At 71.4% G+C, this 21,891-nt stretch carries 21 protein-coding genes; 7 read left to right on the top strand and 14 right to left on the bottom strand.

Annotated elements, in window-relative coordinates:
- Positions 1-80: 80 nt before the first annotated feature.
- Positions 81-650 carry a YqgE/AlgH family protein gene (locus KSO97_RS15700; RefSeq protein WP_232680538.1) on the bottom strand — a complete coding sequence of 190 codons (570 nt, stop codon included), beginning with the start codon at positions 648-650 and terminating at the stop codon, positions 81-83.
- Between the two features lie 72 nt (positions 651-722).
- Positions 723-1,271 (bottom strand): hypothetical protein, encoded by a 549-nt coding sequence (locus KSO97_RS15695; protein ID WP_232680536.1) that lies wholly within the window; start codon positions 1,269-1,271, stop codon positions 723-725.
- A gap of 211 nt (positions 1,272-1,482) precedes the next feature.
- On the opposite strand from KSO97_RS15695, the gene KSO97_RS15690 reads away from it, so the two are divergent.
- Positions 1,483-2,199 (top strand): TetR/AcrR family transcriptional regulator, encoded by a 717-nt coding sequence (locus KSO97_RS15690; protein WP_232680535.1) that lies wholly within the window; start codon positions 1,483-1,485, stop codon positions 2,197-2,199.
- A gap of 53 nt (positions 2,200-2,252) precedes the next feature.
- On the opposite strand, the gene KSO97_RS15685 is transcribed toward KSO97_RS15690, so the two are convergent.
- The 4 genes from KSO97_RS15685 to KSO97_RS15670 all read right to left on the bottom strand — a co-directional run bounded on the left by KSO97_RS15685 (position 2,253) and on the right by KSO97_RS15670 (position 6,478).
- The gene (locus tag KSO97_RS15685; protein WP_232680534.1) at positions 2,253-3,236 is read right to left on the bottom strand and encodes a DUF3048 domain-containing protein; all 984 of its coding nucleotides are present in this window, start codon (positions 3,234-3,236) and stop codon (positions 2,253-2,255) included.
- Positions 3,237-3,500: 264 nt separating this feature from the next.
- On the bottom strand, positions 3,501-4,259 hold the full coding sequence (locus tag KSO97_RS15680) for an SDR family NAD(P)-dependent oxidoreductase (RefSeq protein WP_232680533.1): 759 nt from the start codon (positions 4,257-4,259) through the stop codon (positions 3,501-3,503).
- A gap of 100 nt (positions 4,260-4,359) precedes the next feature.
- Positions 4,360-6,168 (bottom strand): zinc-dependent metalloprotease family protein, encoded by a 1,809-nt coding sequence (locus tag KSO97_RS15675; protein WP_232680532.1) that lies wholly within the window; start codon positions 6,166-6,168, stop codon positions 4,360-4,362.
- Between the two features lie 151 nt (positions 6,169-6,319).
- Positions 6,320-6,478 (bottom strand): hypothetical protein, encoded by a 159-nt coding sequence (locus tag KSO97_RS15670; protein WP_232680530.1) that lies wholly within the window; start codon positions 6,476-6,478, stop codon positions 6,320-6,322.
- On the opposite strand from KSO97_RS15670, the gene KSO97_RS15665 reads away from it, so the two are divergent.
- Both KSO97_RS15665 and KSO97_RS15660 read left to right on the top strand, forming a co-directional pair.
- Positions 6,477-7,970 carry a DUF1800 domain-containing protein gene (locus KSO97_RS15665; protein ID WP_232680528.1) on the top strand — a complete coding sequence of 498 codons (1,494 nt, stop codon included), beginning with the start codon at positions 6,477-6,479 and terminating at the stop codon, positions 7,968-7,970. The genes KSO97_RS15670 and KSO97_RS15665 overlap by 2 nt on opposite strands.
- The gene (locus KSO97_RS15660) at positions 7,967-9,286 is read left to right on the top strand and encodes a DUF1501 domain-containing protein (RefSeq protein ID WP_232680526.1); all 1,320 of its coding nucleotides are present in this window, start codon (positions 7,967-7,969) and stop codon (positions 9,284-9,286) included. The genes KSO97_RS15665 and KSO97_RS15660 overlap by 4 nt, the downstream gene beginning before the upstream one ends.
- Before the next feature lie 34 nt (positions 9,287-9,320).
- Here KSO97_RS15660 and KSO97_RS15655 read toward each other — a convergent pair whose 3' ends face one another.
- Positions 9,321-9,608 carry a DUF1905 domain-containing protein gene (locus KSO97_RS15655; protein WP_232680524.1) on the bottom strand — a complete coding sequence of 96 codons (288 nt, stop codon included), beginning with the start codon at positions 9,606-9,608 and terminating at the stop codon, positions 9,321-9,323.
- Between the two features lie 48 nt (positions 9,609-9,656).
- Between KSO97_RS15655 and KSO97_RS15650 the strand changes: the two genes are divergently transcribed.
- The 3 genes from KSO97_RS15650 to KSO97_RS15640 all read left to right on the top strand — a co-directional run bounded on the left by KSO97_RS15650 (position 9,657) and on the right by KSO97_RS15640 (position 13,709).
- Entirely contained in the window at positions 9,657-11,267 is a 1,611-nt protein-coding gene (locus KSO97_RS15650) for a collagen binding domain-containing protein (RefSeq protein ID WP_232680522.1), read from the top strand.
- A 44-nt stretch (positions 11,268-11,311) separates the two neighbouring features.
- The gene (locus KSO97_RS15645; protein ID WP_232680520.1) at positions 11,312-12,247 is read left to right on the top strand and encodes a DUF5995 family protein; all 936 of its coding nucleotides are present in this window, start codon (positions 11,312-11,314) and stop codon (positions 12,245-12,247) included.
- A 112-nt stretch (positions 12,248-12,359) separates the two neighbouring features.
- Complete coding sequence (locus KSO97_RS15640) at positions 12,360-13,709, top strand: AarF/ABC1/UbiB kinase family protein (protein ID WP_232680518.1); 1,350 nt, start codon at positions 12,360-12,362, stop codon at positions 13,707-13,709.
- Here KSO97_RS15640 and KSO97_RS15635 read toward each other — a convergent pair.
- The 6 genes from KSO97_RS15635 to KSO97_RS15610 are packed head-to-tail and all read right to left on the bottom strand — an operon-like array spanning position 13,701 to position 19,839.
- Positions 13,701-14,450 carry a VOC family protein gene (locus KSO97_RS15635; protein ID WP_232680516.1) on the bottom strand — a complete coding sequence of 250 codons (750 nt, stop codon included), beginning with the start codon at positions 14,448-14,450 and terminating at the stop codon, positions 13,701-13,703. The genes KSO97_RS15640 and KSO97_RS15635 overlap by 9 nt on opposite strands.
- On the bottom strand, positions 14,447-15,079 hold the full coding sequence (locus KSO97_RS15630) for a YigZ family protein (RefSeq protein ID WP_232680514.1): 633 nt from the start codon (positions 15,077-15,079) through the stop codon (positions 14,447-14,449). The genes KSO97_RS15635 and KSO97_RS15630 overlap by 4 nt, the downstream gene beginning before the upstream one ends.
- On the bottom strand, positions 15,076-15,858 hold the full coding sequence (locus KSO97_RS15625; protein WP_232680512.1) for a TSUP family transporter: 783 nt from the start codon (positions 15,856-15,858) through the stop codon (positions 15,076-15,078). The genes KSO97_RS15630 and KSO97_RS15625 overlap by 4 nt, the downstream gene beginning before the upstream one ends.
- Before the next feature lie 58 nt (positions 15,859-15,916).
- On the bottom strand, positions 15,917-17,953 hold the full coding sequence (locus KSO97_RS15620; protein ID WP_232680510.1) for a VWA domain-containing protein: 2,037 nt from the start codon (positions 17,951-17,953) through the stop codon (positions 15,917-15,919).
- A 34-nt stretch (positions 17,954-17,987) separates the two neighbouring features.
- A complete protein-coding gene (locus KSO97_RS15615) occupies positions 17,988-18,452 on the bottom strand; it encodes a GNAT family N-acetyltransferase (RefSeq protein ID WP_232680508.1) in 465 nt (154 codons plus the stop codon).
- The gene (locus KSO97_RS15610; protein ID WP_232680506.1) at positions 18,445-19,839 is read right to left on the bottom strand and encodes a magnesium chelatase; all 1,395 of its coding nucleotides are present in this window, start codon (positions 19,837-19,839) and stop codon (positions 18,445-18,447) included. The genes KSO97_RS15615 and KSO97_RS15610 overlap by 8 nt, the downstream gene beginning before the upstream one ends.
- Positions 19,840-19,955: 116 nt before the next feature.
- On the opposite strand from KSO97_RS15610, the gene KSO97_RS15605 reads away from it, so the two are divergent.
- A complete protein-coding gene (locus KSO97_RS15605) occupies positions 19,956-21,365 on the top strand; it encodes a wax ester/triacylglycerol synthase family O-acyltransferase (protein ID WP_232680504.1) in 1,410 nt (469 codons plus the stop codon).
- Positions 21,366-21,426: 61 nt separating this feature from the next.
- Here KSO97_RS15605 and KSO97_RS15600 read toward each other — a convergent pair whose 3' ends face one another.
- The gene (locus KSO97_RS15600) at positions 21,427-21,603 is read right to left on the bottom strand and encodes a DUF559 domain-containing protein (protein WP_232680502.1); all 177 of its coding nucleotides are present in this window, start codon (positions 21,601-21,603) and stop codon (positions 21,427-21,429) included.
- Between the last annotated feature and the right edge of the window lie 288 nt (positions 21,604-21,891).

Raw genomic sequence — 21,891 nt, 5'->3', positions numbered from 1 at the left:
TTCGGGACGCCCCGCTCGTTCCTCGCGGAGCTCCTCAACCACCGGGTCGAATCGCTGGAGCTCCTCGACCACCGGTCGGGTCAGTTGAGGTCGGAGTCGACGGGGCGAGTGGAGTGCCAGGCCAGGTCGCCCGGCTGACGTCGCAGGACGTCGCGCCACAGGGTGGCGGTGTCGGCGCCGAAGACGTCGTCGGCGCGACCGGCGACGACGTACCAGCTGCCCTCCTCGATCTCGCGCTCGAGCTGCCCGTCGCCCCAGCCGGCGTAGCCGGCGAAGATCCGTACTTCGAGCAGGTGGTTCGGGAGGGCGTCGGTCGGGGTGTCGAGGTCGACCAGCACCAGGGCGTCGACCACCGGCCGGATCCCGGCGCCGATCGCACTCTCGACCTGAGCGGCGTCGCCCGTCACGAGACCGACGGCGAGCGCGCCGTCGGTCTGCACCGGCCCCCCACGGAAGAGCACCTCCGGCTCGCTGACGACGTCGGCCCAGGGCGCGAGGACGTCGGCGATCGGCACGCCCGACGGACGGTTGAGGACGACACCCACCGCGCCGTCGCTGACATCGAGGATCAGCACGACCGCGTCGCTGAAGTTCGGGTCGACCAGCGCCGGCGTGGCCAGCAGCAGGGTCCCCGGATGCACCTCGGTCACGAGCCCATCATGACTCGTGACCGAGGCGCGGGGGTCGACCGAAGGGGGGAACGCGGTCGACCAGGAGGGAGATCAGGCCGCGAGCACCTGGCGCAGGCGCTCGAGGAACGTGGGCCGAGGTTCGGTCACCGAGCGACCGGCCTCGAGGGACGGCACCCGCAGTCGGCGGGCCCGAGCGCGCTGCTCGAGGCGGGCGCCCATGGCTGCTGCTCCCACCTCCTCGACGACACCGAAGCCGGCAAGGCCGGCCATGGTCGCCAAGAAGCACCGCTCCTTGGCAGTGGATCGGGCCATCGCCCACGCCATCTCGTCGGACGTGGGATTGGCGCGGTAGTGGTCGAGGATCGCGCGGACGCCGAGCAGTTCGTCGGCGGTCACGTTCCAGGCATCGCAGACGGCGGACTCGAGGTCCATCGGCTGGTGCATGAGCTCGCGCTCGATGGCGCCGGACAGGCGGGTGTGCCACTTCAGCTGCAGAGCACCGAGCAGGGTGAGCTCGTCTCCGAAGGTCTCAGCGACCCCCTCCAGGTCCATGGGGAGGCGTCCGTCGACGCGGTCGTTGGCAGCGGTGATCACGGAGCGCAGGATCTCGCCCCGGTTGTGAAAGGACTTCCAGGTCATGGTCAGCTCCTCGGGAACGGCACTCACATACTGCGAGTACGTACCTTCAGTATGAGACCGACCGAAGGTCCTGCAAACTTCAAACACCGTGATCCTGCCCACCTCGGTACGTGGTCGTCGTCACCCACCCGGTCGATCGCCGAACGAGCGCGTAGCACCCCACCCGGTGGGGGCCGGGCGGAGTGTGACCTGCACCGCATACGCTTCGCCCATGGCCAAGGCGTCGGTGGGCAAGCTGGTGACGAAGGTCCCGCGTGTCCCCGGCGTCCCCTCGACCGGACGCCGGGCCAGCTACTCGGCCTCGACCAAGCGGGCGCTCGTCGACGTCGCCGAGCGGCTGTTCACCGAGAACGGCTATGCCAGCACCTCGCTCGACTCGATCGTGGCCGGTGCCGAGGTGACCAAGGGTGCGCTCTACCACCACTTCTCCGGCAAGCAGGCGCTCTTCGAAGCCGTCTTCGAACGCGTCGAGCAGGAGTCCTCCCGGCAGATCCAGAAGGCGCTCAAGGGCCGCAAGGATCCCTGGCAGAAGGCGCTAGCCGGTCTGCGCGGCTTCCTCGCGGTGGTCTGCGAACCCGCCTACCGGCGGATCGTCATCCAAGAGGGCCCCGCCGTGCTCGGCTACGAGCGCTACCGCGAACAGGAAGAGCGCTCGACGTTCGCCAACGTGCTCGACATCGTCGAGTCGGTGCTCGAGGCCGGCACCTGGCGGCTCGACGAGGAGATGAAGCAGACCTTCGCCCGCATCTTCTTCGGCGCACTCTCCACCGCCGGCGAGACGGTCTCCACCGCCGACGACCCGGCCGTCGCGGCCGAACGCGTGGAGGCGGCGATCGGCTTCATGCTCGCCGGCTTCCAGGCCCTGGTGGAGAGCGGCGCAGCGTTGCCGAACGCCCTGGTGCCCAGCGACACGACCAGCGACGACTGATTCGACCGGGCCGGGGCTGGAATGCCTCGAGCGGCACCGGCGCGCTTCTCGCGTCAGCCGACGTCGACCGACCCGCCGTCCACGGGCACGAGCTCGACCCAGGTCCGCCCCGCCGGGACGGCGAGCGCGCCGGCCTGGGTGCGGAGCTGGATCGGCGCCACGAGCGAGGACTTCTCCCAGGTGCCGCGCACCAGTCGCCCGCCGTGGAAGATCATCGCCTCGCCGGTGCCCTCGAACTCCGTCTCCGGCACGGCGTTCCCGGCCGGGTCGCGATAACCGGCGTCCCCGACGGGGACGCGCAGCACGACCACGGAGTCGGCGGGGAACGCGTCGTCGGAGGCGGCGTAGGAGTTCTGGACGGCGTACCGCTTGCCGGAGTACTGCCACTCGGTGGCGTGCGCACCGGAGAAACGCACCGAGAACCGCTCGGCCGGCTGCCCGCTGGGGAAATCCGCGCCGCTCCCCCACGGCAGGTAGTCGACCGGCCGGGAGGCGGTCCGCGCGGCCTCCTTGGCGACGTCCTGCAGGTCGACGAAGAGGTTGTAGGGGGCGTAGCGCGAACTGGATCGATAGAAGCCGGGATCGCCCTCGGCGAAGTAGGAGACGCCGGCGCCGCGGATCCGGTCGATCGTGACCCCCGCGGCCCCGCTGGTGACCATCGAGGCGTCCACCGGGCTCACGATGCCGATATCGCTGGCACGCATCGACCGCACCGGCCCGGCGTCCTGCGGCATCTGGGAGTAGTAGAAGACGGCCAGCCGGGTCACACCGCCCTCGACGAGCTCCTCGACCACCAGGTCGGCGTCGGAGAGGCCGACCTGCGGCGCACTGGAGCGGGTGTTGTCCATCTTGACCACGAGCACCGGCGTACTGCGCGCCGAGGAGCCCTTGGTCACCGGAAGCCCGGTCAGTGGCCAGGTCTCGCTCGATCCGGTCGCCTGGGCGGTCGAACCGTCTGCGGCGGCTCGCGCGGCGCGGTCGGAGGCAGCTCCGCAGCCCGCGAGCACCAGTGCGAGGGCCGCCACGGTCCCGGCCACGACACCCCGTCGGCCACGCCGACCTCGCGCTCCCCACCGCACCATCACGCCACCTCGCCTCTCACAGTCCTCGAACACCCGAGACGGATCGGCAGCGACTGCCCGAACTTTCGTCTACTAGATCGCTCGACAATGGTGCACCCAGTGTGCGCGCACGAACGCCCCGGGACCGTGCAGGTCCCGGGGCGTGTCGTGGAGTCCTCCGGCGGAGGCAGAGATCAGTGATCCCGCAGCGACGGTGTACGCCCGCCGCCGCGGAACGACTCAGAGCCGGCCGCCGCCGTCGACGTAGAGCGTCTGGCCGGTGATGTAGGAAGCCTCGTCGCTGCAGAGGAACGCCGCGGCAGCGGCGATGTCCTCAGGGAAGCCGACCCGCTTGACGGGGTTGGCGTCCGCGTTCAGCTTGCGGAACTCCTCGACGTCCATCTTCAGACGCGCTGCCGTGGCGTCGGTCATCTCGGTGGCGATGAAGCCCGGGGCGATCGCGTTGGTGTTGATGCCGTACGGGCTGAGCTCGAGGCCGAGGGTGCGGGTGAAGCCCTGGATGCCCATCTTGGCCGCCGAGTAATTGGCCTGGCCGCGGTTGCCCATGGCCGAGATGCTCGAGAGGTTGAGGATCTTGCCGTAGCGCTGCTCCACGAAGTGCTTCTGTGCGGCCTTGGTCATCAAGAAGGCGCCCTTGAGGTGCACGCCCATGACGAGGTCCCAGTCGTCCTCGGTCATCTTGAAGAGCAGGTTGTCGCGGGTGATGCCGGCGTTGTTCACCAGCACGTGGATGCCACCGAGGTCCTCGACGACGCGGCCGATCGCGGCGTCCACCGACGCGCCGTCGCTGACGTCGCAGCCGACCCCGATGTGACGCACCGAGCCCGGCAGGCGGCCTGCCGCGTCGCTCGCCGCGCTCTCGTCGAGGTCGACGATCGCCACCGAGGCACCCTCCTCGGCCAGCCGCGTGGCGATACCGAATCCGATGCCGCGCGCCGCGCCCGTGACCACGGCGACCCGTCCGTCGTACCGACCCATCTCTACTCCTTCGATCCGTTGCTCTGCTCGCCGTCGCCCCAGCGGTGCCGGGTCGACGCTCATGTCAGAGGTCACAGTAGAGACCGCGCCGTGCGGTTGCTCAGCGGGCCGTGGCCCGCTTGCTGTAGGCGCTGTAGGTGCTGAGCCCGACGGTGTTCTGGGCGCGGACACGCACGGCCCACTGGCCGGCACCGACGCCGATATCGGCGGCTCGCCAGCTCGCCTGCGCCGTGTAGGAGCGGGTCGCGACGACACGCCCGTTGCTGATCCGCACCGCGGTGATCACGTACCGGGTGATCGGCGCTCCGCCGTCGACCGTGGGGGCGGCCCAACGCACGACGACAGTCTTCGCGCCACCCTTGCGACCGGGCGCGAGCTGCACCCCGGTCGGCGCGCCGGGCGCCGTCACGGTCGGTTCGGGGCCGGGTCCGGGGTCGACGGGCTCGCCGTCGCACCCTCCGGTGCGAGTGAGCAGGTAGGAGCCGATGCTGCCGTAGTCGTCGTAGCCGCCCGTCGTCCAGGTCTTGGCCCCGACGCCGTCGACGGCCACGAACAGGGGTGCGCCGGTGCCGGTTCCGGAGACGGTCGCGTTCATCCCCGCGGACTGTGCGACCGAGACCATGCTGCTCGGCGGATCCGCCGAGGCCACCACGGCACCGGAGGCGTCGAGCAGCGAGAGCTTCATGTCCAGGTTCGGTCCCGCGTACGCCGTCACGCCCGCGACCGAGACGGCGCCGGTGCAGGCACCCAGGGCGTAGACGTCGACGTCGCTCCGATCCGAGATCACGCCCATCGCCGTCGTGTAGGGAGCGGCGGCGGCCACCGTCGACCCGGCTTCGTCGGCCCGTTGCGGAGCGCCGTTCTCGCGGATCAGGGCGATGTCGTTCTCGCGGTTGTCCGCACGCGGGTAGTCGCCCTTGCTCCACTGGGTGATCGGCTTCATCGGCGAGCCCATGATGGGCCCCCATGCACCCTGGCCGGTGTTGTAGTCGTTCACGTTGTCGCCGTCGTGGGCGAGACCCAGGTTGTGTCCGACCTCGTGGCTCACCGTCTCGGCGATGCTCACGACGTCCTTGTAGTGCGCGGTGAACGCCCAGGCCGGCTGATAGGCGGCATGCGTGGCCGCATCGCCCGCGTTGCCGCGGTAGTGGTCGAAGACGTCGGTGAAGGCGATCCCGGTGCAGGTCTCCTCGCCGCCGCACGGCGTCTTCGCCAGCGCCACGGTGCTGTTGGTGACCACCGCGACGGTGCCGAACACCTGGTCGCCGGCGCCGCTGCGATCGATCGCCGCGGCCGGCGGCTCCTCGGTGGTGACGTCGACGTCGAACGGTGCGTAGTCCTCCGCGACCCGCTGCCAGACCTCCTGGATCCGGGCGTGCTCGGCGTCGCTGAAGGCAGGCGAGCCGTCCAGGCTGAAGCCTTCGTAGGTGCCGTTGGGCAGGCCTTCGCTGTTCCAGGCGGTGCCGGAGACCTCGGCGCCGTCGAAGTCGATGTAGATCGTGCGCTGCGAGCCCGGCTTGGAGTGCAGCGTGAACGTCTGGCTGGTCGGGAAGGCCCGCTTGGCCTCGAACGTCCGTGCCTGTGCCGCCGGCACACCGATGCGGTCGCGGTAGACCAGACGGCCCGACGGGGTGACCCACGCCGTCGAGTCGGTCGACACCGTCTCGTGCAGTGCGCCGGGGCCCATCCCGTTGCGCGCAGCGGCGGCGCGCATCGACCCCTGCAACGCGCTGAGCGCCTCGTCGCCGGTCACCGCGGACTCGATGTCGAGAAGCGGCGCGACCGCGCTGCCGTCGATCGTGACCGGACCCCTCGCCTGGGAAGCGCTCTGTACGAGCATCGGCATCAGCGCCACCGGGCCGATGACCGCGAGCCGGAGCAGGAGGGAATGTGAGCGACCGTGGCGCATCAGCGGGCCTTTCGCAACGCGAGCCGAACGCGTCGAGGAGTCCGAGAGGACGCGCACGCTGACTGTAAGGCGCGCGAAGCGAGCACGAACCGACAGCGCCGTTTTCCGACCGAACGTCTAGACCGAGCGGGTCGCGGCCCGCCCTCCCGGGTCAGACCTGGTGGCCCGCGTGGGCCATCGGCGCGATCCGATCGGTCCGAAAGTCCCACGGAGGCGGCGACGGCGCCGCCCCGACGCCGAGGATGGGCGCTCCGAGCATCTGGGGCACCGCCCCGATGGCCCCGTCCGGGAGGGAGCCGATGTCAGCCATGACGTCATCTGCGACGACGCGCACCGCCGCGCGTGCGGGCGCGTTCGTGCCCGGCACCTTCGCTGCCACGCCCGTGCCGACACCGTCCGAGCGTCATCTCGCCGCGCGTTTCAGCTATGGCCTGACGCCTCCGCTGGTGCGCGCCGTCCGCGGAAACCGACACCGGGCCTGGTTCGAGAAGCAGCTCACACCGGCCGCGATCGCCGACCCGTGGGGCGACGAGGTCGACCGCTGGTGGCCCGACCTCTCCCTCTCCCCACTCGACCTGTGGCTGCGCCAACGCAAGGGCACCCGTCAGGGCTGGGAGGTCATGAACGACTACTCGTCCTGGCTGCTGGCCAAGCGCCTGCGTTCGAGCCGACAGGTGCTCGAGGTGATGACCGCCTTCTGGGAGAACCACCTGCACGTCCCCGTGACCGGCGACGGTCACTTCACCTGGCGCGCCGACTACGGCCGCACGATCCGGCGCCACGCGCTCGGTCGCTTCGACCAGTTGCTGGCCGCCACCACGGTGCACCCGGCGATGCTGACCTACCTCAACGCCGCGACGTCGACCAAGGACGCTCCGAACGAGAACCTGGGTCGCGAGCTCCTGGAGCTGCACACCCTGGGCGCGGGCTTCTACACCGAGGACGACGTCAAGGACTCCGCGCGGATCCTCACCGGGTGGCGCGTCGACCTCAACGACACCTGGCAGCGTCTCTACGTGCCGGAGTACCACGCGACCGGGACCGTACGCGTGCACGGCTTCACCGACGCCAACGCGACCGCGGACGGGCGCGCGCTCACCGGGCGATACCTCTCCTACCTCGCCCACCACCCCGACACGGCGCGGCATCTGGCGACCAAGCTCGCGAAGGTCTTCATCCGTGACGAGCCGCCGGCCGCCATCGTCGACCGGCTCGCCGCGACCTACCTGAAGAACAAGACCGCGATCGCGCCCGTGTTGCGCCAGCTTGTCGACTCCACGGCGTTCCGCAACGCGGTGGACGCGAAGCTGCGCGACCCGAGCGAGGACGTCGTCGCCAGCTACCGCGCCGTCCAGGCTCAGGTCGCCCAGCCCGTCGACAGCAAGTCCGCCACGGTGGCGATGATGAACCAGACCGGCGCTCTCGGACTGCGCACCGGCAGTTGGCCGCGACCCGACGGCGCGCCGATCGAGGCCTCGGCGTGGGGCTCCCCGTTGCGCGCACTCGCCTCGCTGGACCTGCACTGGAACCTCGCGAACCGCAGCTACCCCACGGCGCAGATCGTCTACCGCGAGCACGCGGCGTGGGTGCCGACCTTCCCCATCACCCTGCGGGACCTGGTCGACCACCTCGCACGCACGGTGCTCGCGCGGCGATCGACGGTGGAGATGCTCGAGACCTGCTGCCTGGCCATCGGACTGCCCGCCGACACCGTCGTCACCGGCGTCGACCACGGCGCCGTCACCGGCATGCCCCGACTGCTCGCCGCCCTCCTCGACTCACCGGAGCACTACGCGCGATGACTCATCCCTCCAGCCCACTCCGCTCCTGCTGTGCCGAGGGTGCCGCCCTCGACGCCGGACCCACCGGGCCGTCGACGACGCGACGCGGCCTGCTGCGCGGCGCGGCGCTCGCGGGCGCGACCGTCACCATCGGCTCGACCGTCGTCAGCATGGCCCCGGCCGGCCCCCGCCCCGCCCCCGCCCCCCCCCGCGGGGGGGGCCGCGCCGGGACCCAGGCCTCGCCGTGGGCGATCGTCGTCCTGTCGCTGCGCGGGGCGGCCGACGGTCTCTCGCTCGTCGTGCCGCACGGCGACCCGAACTACTACGCCGCCCGCCCCCGCATCGCCGTCCCGAAGGACCGGCTCTGGGGCGCCGACGCGATGTTCGGCCTGCATCCGGCGCTCGGCGCTCTCCAACCCCTGTGGGACGGCGGCAGCCTCGCCGCCGTGCACGCCGCCGGACTGCCCGCGCCGAACCGCTCGCACTTCTCCGCGATGGAGGAGGTCGAGGACGCCGACCCCGGCTCGTCGGCGCGCACGGGGTGGCTCAACCGGCTGCTCGGCACCGACGGCTACGCCTCCCCCCTGCAGGGGCTCAGCGTCGGCGCCCGTCCTGCGGCGATGATCGGTCCGGAGCCGACGATGGCGGTGTCGAGCGTGGGCGCCGTCCGCGTGGCCGGCGCCTCCAAGCTCGACGCCAGCGACCGTCGATTCGCCTCACTCGACCGGGCGTGGTCGAGGTCATCGCTGCCGATGGCCGGTGGGATGCGGGCCGCGCTGGAAGCAGCATCGGACTTCCGCGCGGTCCAGGCGGTGAAGGACACCTCCAGCACCTACCCCAACAACGACCTGGGTCGTGCACTGCACACGGTGTCCCGCACGGTGAAGGCCGACGTCGGCTCGGCGGTGTTCACCGTCGACCACGGCAACTGGGACATGCACACCGACATCGGCTCGGTGACGGGCGGCTGGATGTTCAACCAGGCCACGACGTTGTCCACCGCCATCGCCGCGTTCTTCCGCGACCTCGGGCCGTCGGCCTCGAAGGTGACCCTGGTGACGATCAGCGAGTTCGGCCGCCGCACGGTCGAGAACGCCGAGCGTGGACTGGACCACGGCTGGGGCAACGCGATGCTGCTCGCCGGCGCGGGTGTACGCGGCGGCCAGTACTACGGCCGGTGGCCCGGACTCACCGTCAGCGGCGACGCCGACCTGAAGGTCACCACGGACTACCGCTCGGTGCTCGCGGAGGTGATCGGCGCACGTACCGCGGCGTCGACCGCCGCCGTCTTCCCCGGCTTCCAGCCGGAGTCGGTCGGGGCGGTGCGGCGATCCTGACCGCAGGGAAGCCGCCCGTCCCGCTCGGGTCGGGCTACTCGCCGATCGCCAGCCGCAGACTCACGACGTCACCGACGTCGACCTCCTCGGCCCGGCGGACGGCGAGCTTGATCGGCACGATGTAGCCGCCGTCCTTCGGCCAGAGCGAGGTGTCCCATGTCGTCGCGCCGAGGGTGATGCGGGCGGGGATCATGCCCCACCCGTAGGTGACGAGTGCGGCGGCGTCGGCGATCTCCTCGCACTCGGCCTCGGGCACGCTGACGAAGTGGTGCGGCGCCGGGCCGCGCCACTGCCAGATCTCCCCGGAGAAGGACAACTCCACCCGGTCAGCGTAGGTCGCGGGGACTCCATGCTGTGAGCATCGTGCCGGATGCGCTCCCCGACGAAGCCTCGCCCTGCCAGTCGCGGACTCCTGGCCGTGCTCCTCCTCGCAGGCGGTCTCCTGGCCGGCCTGTTCGCCGTCCCGGCCCAGGCAGCCGGGGGCAGCATCTCCGGGACCGTCCGCGACAACGGCGGTATCGGCGTGGCCAACGCGCAGGTGATGCTCTACGGGTCGGCGCGCGAGGGCGATGTGTGGGCGCAGACGCGAACCGACGAGCAAGGACACTTCGACTTCCCGTCGTTGCAGACGCGCGACTGGCGAGTGTGCGTGTACGCCACGGCCGCGACCGAGCAGCGGTGCTGGCGCGACAGCGAGACGGTGACGGAGGCGACCCCCATCCCGGTGGGCGCAGGCGAGGTGCCTGGCATCGACCTGACGGTCGGACCGTCCACCCGGATCAGCGGAGTCGCCCTGCTCGCCGGTCAGCCGGTGAGCGACGCAACGGTCACCGCGTACTCGCTCACCGACGGCGGCTGGACGAGTCGCAGCAGGGACGACACCGATGAGTCAGGCGCCTTCGATCTCACCGGGCTGCCCGCCGGGACCTACCGCCTCGGGGTCTCCGACGGACTGAACTCGCGTGGCCTCTTCATGAGCGAGTTCTGGACCTCCACGGGCATGGTCGGTCGAGTCGAGGACGCCGGCGACATCTCCCTCGAGCGCGGCCAGAAGGTCGCGGGCCTGGTCGCGCAACTGCGCACCGGCGGCAGCATCACCGGTGCCGTGATCCTGCCGGAGCGGCGCTCGGCAGGAGGTATCGCCGTCAGTCTCTACTGCCCCAGAGCGGCCGGCTGGACGCAGTGCAACACCACCGCCACCGGCGACGACGGCTCGTTCCGGCTCGCACGGCTCGATGCGGGTTCCTACCGGCTGGCGGTCAACGACGACGCCGGCATCCGACGCGAGCGATACTCCTCCGCGATCTGGTCGAGCGCCGCCAGCATCGAGACCGCGACCGACATCGTGGTCGGCGAGAACCAGGCCGTCTCGGGCATCGACGTCAGGCTCGGTCTGCGCACCATCATCACCGGGAGGGTCACCGACGTGTACGGCGAGCCCGCGCGCGAGGTCGCCGTCTCGCTGTACGGGCGCGATCCAAGCACGGGTCGCTGGACTCTGCTGGGCAACGACGTCGGCGTGGACCGCGACGGCGTCTACGCCCGTGACGGCGTGCGAGCGGGCACCTACTGCCTGGCCGCCGAGTCCTATGGGACCTATCGGACGGTCTGGTGGCGCGACGGCACCAGCGACCGGGATTGCACGCCGTTCACGGTCGGGGCGACCGGCACCGTCACGCGCGACTTCGTCTTACCCTTCACCACCTCGGTCACGGCTCGTTCGAAACCGCGGGTGCTGGGTACCCCGCGAGCGGGCAAGACCCTGCGTGCTGTCGTGCCGACGTGGTCCTCGACGCCGACCGCGACCTACGTCCAGTGGCTGGCCGGAGGGAAGGCGATCCCGCGCGCCACCTCCCCCCGCCTGCTGCTCTCACCCCGCTTCGTCGGACGTCGGATCAGCGTGCGCGTGGTCGCGATCGCCACCGGAGCCAACCCCGGAGTAGCGACGTCGCAGCCGACCGCACCTGTCCGCCGACGCTGACCGGCGCCGTACCGGGATGGACGGCGATCTCTAGACTGCGCCGCATGCTCCGTCGTGTGACCACGCTCACGTTCACGCGTGCCCGCGCACTGATCGCCGCGCTGGTGGCGTGCCTGGTCGCGGGCCTCGTCGTCCCCGCTCCCACCGCTGCCGAGAACGGGCCCATGGGGCCCGGTCTGCTGGATCCCGTGATCGGCGCGCTGGCGCCGCTGCCGGCACCGGCGACGCCGTACACGAGCACGCTCTGCGCCGACGGCGCCGACTCCTGCATCGACGAGACGATCGCGGAGATGAAACGGCGGCTGCGCCCGCTGGCGCGCGGATGCGAGCACGACGCCGTCTTCTCCCTCGCCTACCTGCGGGTGACCCAGGACGTGAAGAAGGCGCTCGACGCCGGTCACTTCCGCGATCGCCGCTGGCTGCAGCGGGTCGACAAGGTCTTCGCCCAGCTCTACTTCGACACCATGGACGACTGGCACGCCGGACGACGCGCCGCGATCCCCGCCGCATGGCGCATCGCGCTGGACGCCGAGGACCAGCGCTCCATGAGCGGGCTCGGCAACTTCCTGCTCGCGATGAACGCCCACATCAACCGCGACTTCCCGCACGTGCTCGCCGTCGCCGGCCTCACGGCGTCGGGCGGTCGCAGCCACAAGGGCGACCACAACGCCTACAACCCGCGCCTGGACGGTCTCTACGCCCCGGTCTTCGCCGAGATGGCACGCCGGTTCGACCCCTCCTTCGACGACCTCGACGCTGGTTCGCTCGACGAGCTCGGCGTCGGCCTGATCATGCGCGGCTGGCGCGAGATCGTGTGGCGGCACGCCGAGATGCTGGTGCTGGCACCCGCCCCACTGCGCCCTCTCGTGGAGCAGCAGATCGAGCAGTACGCGGCCGGCCAGGCTCGGATGATCCGTGGCCTCTTCGCCGCCGACAGCACCGCCCGCGACCGGCACTGCCGATCGCAGCACGGGCGCTGACGCGGCTTCCAGCGCCGGAGGCGGACCCCGCGCCCCACTCGTCCACCCGGGCCGCGGGTCCGGGGACAGGGGGAGGGGGTAGGCATTGGTCCGACCGTCCACAATGAGAGGTATGGCCGATCTCCCCCGCAAGGCCGCCGCGCGCACCGCGCGGCTGGCCGCCCTGCCGCTCAGCTACGCCGGACGGAGTGCGGTCGGGTTCGGCAAGCGCATCGGGGGCGCCCCGGCTGAGGCCGTGCTAGGCGAGATCCAGCAGCGCACCGCCGAGCAGTTGTTCCGCACGCTCGGGGAGCTCAAGGGCGGTGCGATGAAGTTCGGCCAGGCCCTCTCGGTCCTCGAGGCCGCACTGCCCGACGAGGTGGCCGCGCCGTACCGCGACCAGTTGACCAAGCTGCAGGACTCGGCGCCGCCGATGCCGACCCAGACCGTGCGCGACATCATCGCCCGCGAGCTGGCGCCTGACGCCGAGCGCCTGGTCTGGCTGGACGGCGGACCGACGGCGTCGGCGTCGATCGGCCAGGTGCACCGGGGGCGCTGGCGCGAGACGCCGGACGCGCCGGATCAGGAGGTCGCCGTCAAGGTGCAGTACCCGGGCGCAGGCGATGCCCTGCGTGCCGACCTGCGCCAGCTCGCCCGACTCAGCCGCACGATCGGGCCGCTCGTGCCCGGCCTCGACGTCAAACCGCTCGTGGAGGAGATGCAGGCACGCGCCGTCGAGGAGCTCGACTACCGGCTGGAGGCCGAGTCCCAGCGCGCCTTCCACCTCGCCTTCGCCGACGATCCCTGGATCGAGGTGCCCGATGCGGTCGCCGTCGGCGACACCGTGCTGGTGACGCAGTGGCTGGAGTCCACGGCGAGTCTGGCCCAGGTGATCCGCGAGGGCAGCCAGGCCGAGCGAGACCACTATGGCGAGCTGCTGGTGCGGTTCCTCCTCGCCGGTCCGGCGCGCACCGGAATGCTCCATGCCGACCCGCACCCGGGCAATTTCCGTCTGCTGCCAGGGCCCGACGGATCGCCGGGTCGACTCGGCATCCTCGACTTCGGCGCCGTAGCCCGGCTTCCCGACGGCGGACTGCCGACCGGCCTTGGCGCGATGCTCCGGGTGTGCAGCGACGGCGACCCCGATCGCGTCGTCGAACAGCTGCGCACGGAGGGTTTCCTGCGCGACAAGATCCGGCTCGACGGCGCGCAGCTCATCGACTACCTCTCACCGCTCTTCGAGCCCACCCGCGTCGAGCGCTTCCGCTTCACCCGCGACTGGATGCGCGAGCAGTTCGAGCGGATCAACAATCCCAAGGCGCCGTCCTACACCGTGGCGATCAAGCTCAACCTGCCACCCGAGTACCTGCTGATCCACCGCACCTGGGTGGGCGGCATCGGCGTCCTGTGCCAGCTCGGCGCCGAGGTGCCCTTCCGCGAGCTGCTCGAGGAGTTCGTGCCCGGCTTCGCACCCTCAGCCTGACGACCCGGCCGGCGAGCGGTCGGTGAGGCAGTAGAGCGAACCTGCCGGGTCGCGGAGCACCGTCCACCGCTCGTGCACCGCCACGACGTCGGCACCCAGGGTGAGATGCCGAGCGGTCTCGGCACTTCGGTCGGAGACCGCCAGGTCGAGGTGCGCGCCTGCCGGACGCTCGTCGCCGAGCCGCTGGAGGAGGAACCGGAGCGGGAAGGTCGGCGGTCCGTGCAGTCGGGTGAACTCCGGCATCGACGCCGGCGTCAGCGGCCACCCGGTGACCCCGGCCCAGAACGATGCCTCGACGTCGAAGGTCGACGGCGGCAGGTCGAGGCAGACCTGGTCGATGAGCGAGGCGCCCGCGGGCCAGCGCGCCACCGGCGGCCGGCGGGTGCCGGGGTGGTTCACGAAACAGAGCGTGAGGCCCGCAGGCGAGGTCAGCACGACGTAGTCGTGCCCGTGGTCGTTGGCGCCCGCCGGCTCGGTCGCCCCGAGTGCGAGCGCGGCATCGGCGGCGACCCGTGGGTGGTCGACATGGATGTCGACATGCAGACGCGTCGCGCCCTCACCGAGCCTCTGGACCCGGAGGTAGTCGTCGCCGTCGGGCGGCACGAGCGTGGCGAACTCGCCGTCGTCGCCACGAGACGGTGACACCGCGTACCCGCTCACGGCGCTCCAGAAGGCGACACCGGGCTCGAAGGTGTCGGCGGAGAAGTCCAGGAAGGCGCTGATCCAGAAGGGCTCGTTCACGTCTCCACCCACCTCTCTCCGACGCAGGACGCCGCGGACGCGCCCGCCGTCAGTTCTGCGATCGTGGCATGCAGTGCGGCCTCCGCGCTCGGCGATATCGCCAGTCGCAGCACGGTGTGCGTGCCGTAACCGGCCCCGAGCACCGCGATGCCCCGCTGGCGCAGCTCGGATTCCACCCGGCCCGCGACCCCGTGATCGAGTGCCACCTCGAACTCGCGAAGGCGTTCGCGCGGCGTCGTACCGGCCTCGGCCAACGCCGAGCGGACGGCGTCCCCGTAGGCCCGCACCAACCCGCCGGCGCCGAGCAGCGTCCCACCGAACCAGCGCGTCACGACCACGACGACGTCGCTCACCTCGGCGCCACGCAGCACCTCCAGCATCGGCGCTCCGGCCGTGCCGGCGGGCTCGCCGTCGTCGTGGGAGCGTTCGACGGATCGGGGCGGCGGGCCGATCACGAAGGCCGAGCAGTGGTGGCGGGCGTCCCCGTGCTCCTTGCGCAGTCGCGCGACCAGCGCCCGGGCGTCGTCCTCGGCGGTGACGCGCTTCAACGTGGCGAGGAATCGAGACCGCTTGACCTCGATCTCCGCCTCGGCATCGCGCGCGGGCACCAGGTAGCGGCTCGCGCTCATCCCCACAGACCGACCAGCTCGCCACCGATGCGCACCACGAAGGCTCCGACCACGACCAGGAACAGGACCCGCACGAACCGCGAGCCGCGCGCGACCGCCGTCCGGGCTCCGAGGTAGCCCCCGACCAGGTTCGCCGCACCCATCACGAGCCCGACGTGCCACAGCACCGCTCCCTGCGGCACGAAGACGGCGAGCGCAGCGAGGTTCGTGGCCCAGTTCGCCAGCCGTGCCTTGGCGCTGCCCTCCAGGAACGAGTACCCGAGAACGCCCACGAGTGCGAACACCAAGAAGCTGCCCGTGCCCGGCCCGAGCATCCCGTCGTAGGCCCCGATCACCAGACCCGCGACCAACGCGGCGGCGGTGTGTCGCCGTCCGGCGAACCGCAGCGTCGTGACCCCACCCAGGGACGGCGAGCGCACGACGTAGGCGCCGACGATCAGCAACGCAGCCAGCACGATCGGGTCGAAGGCCTCCGCGGGTATCCGGCTCGCCACCGCAGCCCCGCATGCCGATCCGATGAACGCCGCGAGCATGAGCGGGCCGAACGTGCGTGGGTCGGGCCGCACGCGGCGGTAGTAGGTGGCCGAGCTGACCGTCGTCCCGCAGAACGAGGCGAGTTTGTTGGTGGCCAGCACCTCGACCGGCGCGGCATGCGGCAGCCCCAGCAGCAGGGCGGGGAGCTGGATCAGCCCTCCTCCGCCGACGACGGCGTCCACGAACCCCGCCAGCAGGGCCGCCAGCGCCAACAGCACGAGGACGGTCGTGGTGGGTTCGGACATCGCCGGGCACGCTACCGGGCGCCGCGTCGCCCCCTCCTCCGAAGCGGACGGGCAGGCGTCAGCCCGCCCAGAACCCCCGACCGCCGAACATGTCTCCGTAGGCGCCGCGGTAACCGAAGCCGCCGGGGCGGCCGGCGTCCCGGCTGCCCAGGTAGGAGCCCACGACGGCAGCGCCGAGGTCGTCCAACTCGGGGCTGACAACGGTGCCGTCGACGCGCTGGGCCATCGACCCGATGAAGCGCTCCAGGCCAGGGTCCTCACCCAGGCGGAAGAACGTCGTCTGGGCGCCGAGACGCCGCGCGTTGTCGAGCTCGCGCACGGCGTAGGCGATGGTCAGCGGGTGCGGCGGATAGGAGAAGAAGACCTCGCCGTCGGGCTCCAGGTGCGAGGTCGGCTCGCCGTCGGTGACGATCAGCAGCACGGGCTGGGAGTTCGGGTGCTTGCGGAAGTGCCGGTTGGCCAGCAGCAGGCCGTGGTGCAGGTTCGTGCCCTTGTCCCACCGCGAGTCGAGGGCGGTGAGCTGCTCGATGTCCATCACCTCGGCGTGACGCCCGAAGGTGATCAGCTGCAGGTGGTCGCCGCGGAAACGACTGCGGATCAGCGTGTGCAGCGCCAGTGCGGTGCGCTTCATCGGCACCCACCGACCGTCCATCGCCATCGAGAACGAGGTGTCGACCAGCAGAGCCACGCACGCCTGGGTGCGGGCCTCGGTCTCCTGCACCTCGACGTCGTCGATGGCGATGCGACGCGTGTCGCTCGGGTCCGCGGCCCGGCGTAGGACGCCGTTGAGCGTCGTCCGGCCGATGTCCCACGGCTCGGTGTCGCCGAAGGCCCAGCCGCGGGTCGCACCCGAGCGTTCGCCGGCCGCCCCGGCCTTGTCCATGTCGCGCTGGCCCTGACGTCCGCTCATCTTGTCCGCGACGTCGCGCAGCAGCGCCTTGCCCAACTGCCGCATGGCCTTCGGGGTCAGCTTGAGCTGACCGTCCGACCCACGGCGCAGCGTGCCGCCGTTGCGCAGTGCCTGCTCGAGCTGCTGCAACGTGCGGGCGTCCACGGCGGCCTGGTCGCCGAGCTGACGAGCCAGCTTGTCGAGGTCGACGTCGTCCAGTCGCGCGCCGCCGTAGCCCTGGGAGAGCTGGTCGGAGAGCGCGTCGAGGTCGGCGAGGTCCTGCAGGACGCCGGTACCGTCGCCGAGGCCGAGCCCCTGCCCGCCGCCGAAGCTCTCCGATCCACTCCAGTCCTCCCCCGGCCGCAACGCCTGCAGGTTGGAATCGAGCCGGGCCAAGGAGTCCATCAGCTCCGGCGACCCGAACGCCTGCGCCGAGAGCTCCATCAGCTGCTGGCGCTGCTCGGGGCTCATCGAGTTCAACATCCGTTGAGCGGCGGCCGAGCGCTGAGCCAGCGTGTCGAGCAGCTCCTCGACGTTGCGCGGGTTCTCGGGGAAGTGCTGGCCGTGCTCGGCCATGAACCGCTCGAAGTCCTCGTCGGTGTCCTCGCCGCGGGCGTGCTTCTCCACGAGGTCGTTGAGGTCGCTCACCATCTTCTGGACGGCGGCGCGGTCGGCGTCGCTGGCGTTCTCCAGCGCCTGCTTCATCCCCGCGAACCGCTGGTCGAGCAGCTCACGCCCCAGGAGGTCCTTGATCTGCTCGAAATCGCGGCGCGCCTCCGGGCTCTGCCAGTCGTAGTCGCCCAGCTCGGTGACGGCCGCGGCGGTGTTGGGCGAGAGGTTCTCCAGCTGCATCTCGCGGAAGGCGCGGTCGGCGTCGTCCATCATCGCGTCTCGGGCGAGCTGCTTGCGCTCCTCCAGCACGGCGCGGTCGAGCAGCTCGCGGATCTCCGCCAGGGTGCCGTCGAGGTTGTGCCGATCCAGCAGTTCCCGGCGCCGCTGCGCGACCTGACGCGCCAGATCGTCGAGACCCTTGCCGGTTCCTGAGCCCGTCGAAGGGCCGCGGCGGAGGAACTCCCGCATGGCCCGCTCCGGGCTGTACCCGGCCATCACGTCCTCGCCGATGGCCTCGAGCGCCTCGGCGAGATCGACGGGTGGCGCCAGCGGATCGCCGCCGTCGTACCTCTTGAACCGGGTGCGGTCCTTCATCTGCCCCACCTCATCGAAGCGCCTTTGCCCCACCTCATCGAAGCGCCTTCCGCATCCAGACGTCGTCGGGGTACGGCGGGTTGGCGACCCGTTCGACCTCGGCGAAGCCATGGCGGGCGTAGAAGCCGGCCGCCTGGTCGTTGCCGGCCACGTGCTCGAGCCAGAGCGCGTCGCCCTCGACGAGGTCCTCGGTCGCGGCGAGCAGGCGGGCGCCGAGGCCGGAGCCCTGGTGCTGCGGGTGCACGTAGAGCTTCCACATCACCTCGCGGTCGCCGCGGCGCCCGAGGTTCGCCATCCCGACGATCTCGCCGCCGGCCTCGGCGACCACGTGCGGGAGCCGCTCGACCTGCTCAGCGAGCCGGTCAACCGCCCACCACTCGTCGAGGATCAACGCCGACAGCGCGGGGTCGATCGGGTCGTACGTCGCAGGCAGCACCGCCTCGCCGAGGCTCCGGAGCCCGACCACGTCGTCCGGCGTCGCGGACCGCAGGTCAGCCATAAACCGTCTCCGCGCCGACGACGTCCTTGCCGATCTTGCGGGCCAGGTAGAGCCCCTCGAGCGCGAGCTCGATCGCCCCGGCCCGCGACCCGTCGTCGGTGCCGCCGAGTCGCTCGCAGATCTCGTCGTAGAGCGCGGACTCCCCCAGCACCGGGAGCCCGGCCAGGAAGTCGCGGGCGGTGACCTGCTCGCCGGTCGTGACCATCGCTCCGGACTCGATGGCCTCCACGAGCAACGCGAAGTCGATGCCGCGCAGGTGCGCGCGACAGGTCTCGGCGGTCGCGGTGCGGAGGAGGTGGGTGAGGACCTCGGTCTCCCGCCCCTCCTCCCCGGTCTCGAACTCGATCTTGCCGCCGAGCACGTCGACCGCGGTCTCCAGGTCGACGACGCGGGCGACGGCGACCTGCTCGCCCTGGCGCGTGGCCCGGTGCAGGGCGGCGGCGGCGATCGTCTCGGCGCCCGCGATCGCGAAGCGGGCCGAGACACCCGAGCGCTGGTCGACCGAGCTGGACTCGCGCAGCGCGCGTGTGAAGCGCGCCAGCACCTCGACAAGGTAGTCGGGCACGTCGGCGACGAGCTCGGACTCCTGGCGGATCACCGCGATCTCGGCGTCGAGCTCGGTCGGGTAGTGGGTCCGGATCTCGGCACCGAAACGGTCCTTCAGCGGGGTGATGATGCGGCCGCGGTTGGTGTAGTCCTCGGGGTTCGCGCTCGCCACGACGAGGACGTCGAGCGGCAGCCGCAGCACGTAGCCGCGGATCTGGATGTCGCGCTCCTCCATCACGTTGAGCATCGCGACCTGGATGCGCTCGGCGAGGTCGGGCAGCTCGTTGATGGCGACGATGCCGCGGTGGCTGCGCGGGATCAGGCCGAAGTGGATGGTCTCGGGATCACCCAGCGAGCGGCCCTCGGCGACCTTCATCGGATCGACGTCGCCGATCAGGTCGGCGACCGAGGTGTCGGGGGTGGCGAGCTTCTCGGAGTACCGCTCCGATCGGTGCCGCCAGGCCACCGGAAGAGCGTCGCCGAGCTCGGCGGCGCGACGTCGGGAGTCCACGGTGATCGGCTCGAACGGGTGCTCGCCCAGCTCGGAGCCGGCGATGACCGGCGTCCACTCGTCCAACAGCCCGATCATGGTGCGGAGCAGTCGGGTCTTGCCCTGGCCGCGCTCGCCGAGCAGCACGATGTCGTGCCCGGCGATCAGCGCTCGTTCGACCTGCGGCACGACGGTGTTCTCGAATCCGTGCAGACCGGGCCAGGGATCCTCGCCGGCCGCGAGGCGAGCGAGGAGGTTGTCGCGCAGTTCGGCGCGCAGGGTCTTGTGAACGTGGCCTGAGGCGCGGAGCTCGCCGAGCGTGGTGGCGGCGTCGGCAGGGGGGCGATCCATGACTCAACCCAACCACGCGGCGCAACTATCGGCCGTGGAGGACCACGCCGTCCGCGCGGCCGCGCTCTGCGGGCAGGCCAAGTGACCTGGGCCACATGCCCACTACGGTGGGTCCCGTGCCCCGCAAGCTGCTCGCCGTCAACGACTCCGCCTGGCTCTTCGCCGAGTCGCATCGCACACCGATGCACGTCGGGATGCTGGCCAACTTCCGGGTGCCGGCCGACCAGCCGACCTTCGTCGCCGACCTGGTCGCGCGGTGGCGCGAGGAGCGACGATTCGCCCCGCCGTTCAACTTCCTCTTCAAGCGCGGCCCGGTGCCGAGCTGGGTCGAGGTGCCCGACGAGGAGATCGACCTCGACTACCACCTCCGGCACTCCGCGCTCCCCGCGCCGGGCTCCCAGCGAGAGCTCGGCGTCCTCATCTCGCGGCTGCACTCGGCGAAGATGGATCGCCGCTACCCGCTGTGGGAGTGCCACGTGATCGAGGGCCTCGAGGAGGACCGCTGGTCGCTGTACTTCAAGGCGCACCACTCCCAGGTCGACGGCGTGGGCGGCGTCCGGCTGCTGCGGCGCACCATGTCGGCCGACCCCGGCGCCCGCGGGATGCTGCCGCCCTGGGCGATCGGCACGCGCGGCCCCGACCAGTCCGGCATCGTGCGCGCCTCGCGCGCGGTCGAGCCGGCGCGGGTGCCCGCGACGCCGCTGGTCACCAAGGCTGCGGGCGCCGTGGCCGGGGCGAACGCCGTCGCGTCGTCGTTGGGACGGACCTACCTGGAGACCGTGACCGGACGGCGCGAGTGCGACCAGGCGGCGCCCTATCGCGCACCGAAGACGATCTTCAACGGCCGGATCCACACACCCCGCCGATTCGCGACCCAGCACTACCCCGTCGACCGGCTCCGCGCCGTGGCCCAGGCGGCGGACGGCAGCCTCAACGACGTCTTCCTGGCGATCTGCGGCGGCGCGTTGCGCCGCTACCTCGCCGAGAACGACGCGTTGCCGACGGAGACCCTGACCGCCAACGTGCCGGTGTCGGTGCGGCCCGCGACGTCGGGCGCCAGCGTGGGCAACGCCATCACGTTCCTCTACGCCTCGCTCGGGACCGACGTCGACCATCCGCTCGAGCGGATGGAGGCCATCCAGGCGTCGGTCCGGCTGGGGAAGAGCCGCCTGCCCGCCGTCGGACGGGCGGGGATGGATGCCTACACCGCCGCTCTGATGGCGCCGTTCCTCGGCCAGTCGATCCTCGGCCTCGGCGGCCGCGGCCGACCGGCGTCGAACCTGGTGATCTCGAACGTGCCGGGTCCGAGCGAGGCTCGCTACATCGACGGATCACGGGTGGAGGAGATCTACCCGGTGAGCCTCCTGTTCAACGGCCAGGCCCTCAACATCACCGCCGTGAGCTACGACGGCGAGTTCAACATCGGCTACACCGGCTGCCGTGACTCGTTGCCGAGCCTGCAGCGCATCGCGGTCTACTCCGGCGAGGAGCTCGAACGCCTGGAGTCGGCCTACCGCGTGGGCTGAGGGTTGGATGTCAGAGGGCACCGACCCGAGTGCTGAAGCGAGTCCGTTCTCAGCCAGGCACTCACGCCTGCGCGCACCCAGATCGCGTGACTTCCTTCAGCACGTTGGCGAGGGCCACCGCCTCGTGGAGAGTGGCGGCCACGCCTGACGGGTCACCCATCACCGCCTCGTCGCTGAACCGCAGCACGATCCAGCCATGGACCGTCAGCCGGTTGTGGCGCGCGGCGTCGGCAGCCAACGCCGGCGTGCGATCCCGCCCAGCTCGACGAGCCACTCATCGGGGGTGCGGGACACCGGCATCACTGTGCCCGGCACGGCCCTCGACCGCTCGCTTCCCTCCCCAGGTCCCGCGGCCGCACACCGCGGCGCCCAGCCCCGGGCGATCTCTCAGAGGTCGCGCGGATAGGGCTGTCGTGGTGGGCGTCGTCCCGGTGCGTGCATGAGTGCCGCCGAGGAGGGAGCCGTGCCGGGGGCACGGCGACCGAGTCGAAGGTGCTCAGGGGCGTGCGGGGGCGGGGCCCGGCCG

It is taken from the genome of Nocardioides sp. R-C-SC26 (assembly GCF_021246465.1).
Taxonomy (GTDB): Bacteria; Actinomycetota; Actinomycetes; order Propionibacteriales; family Nocardioidaceae; genus Nocardioides.
The sequence above is the reverse complement of the archived record's forward strand: the minus strand, read 5'-3'. Positions and strand labels throughout refer to the sequence as shown.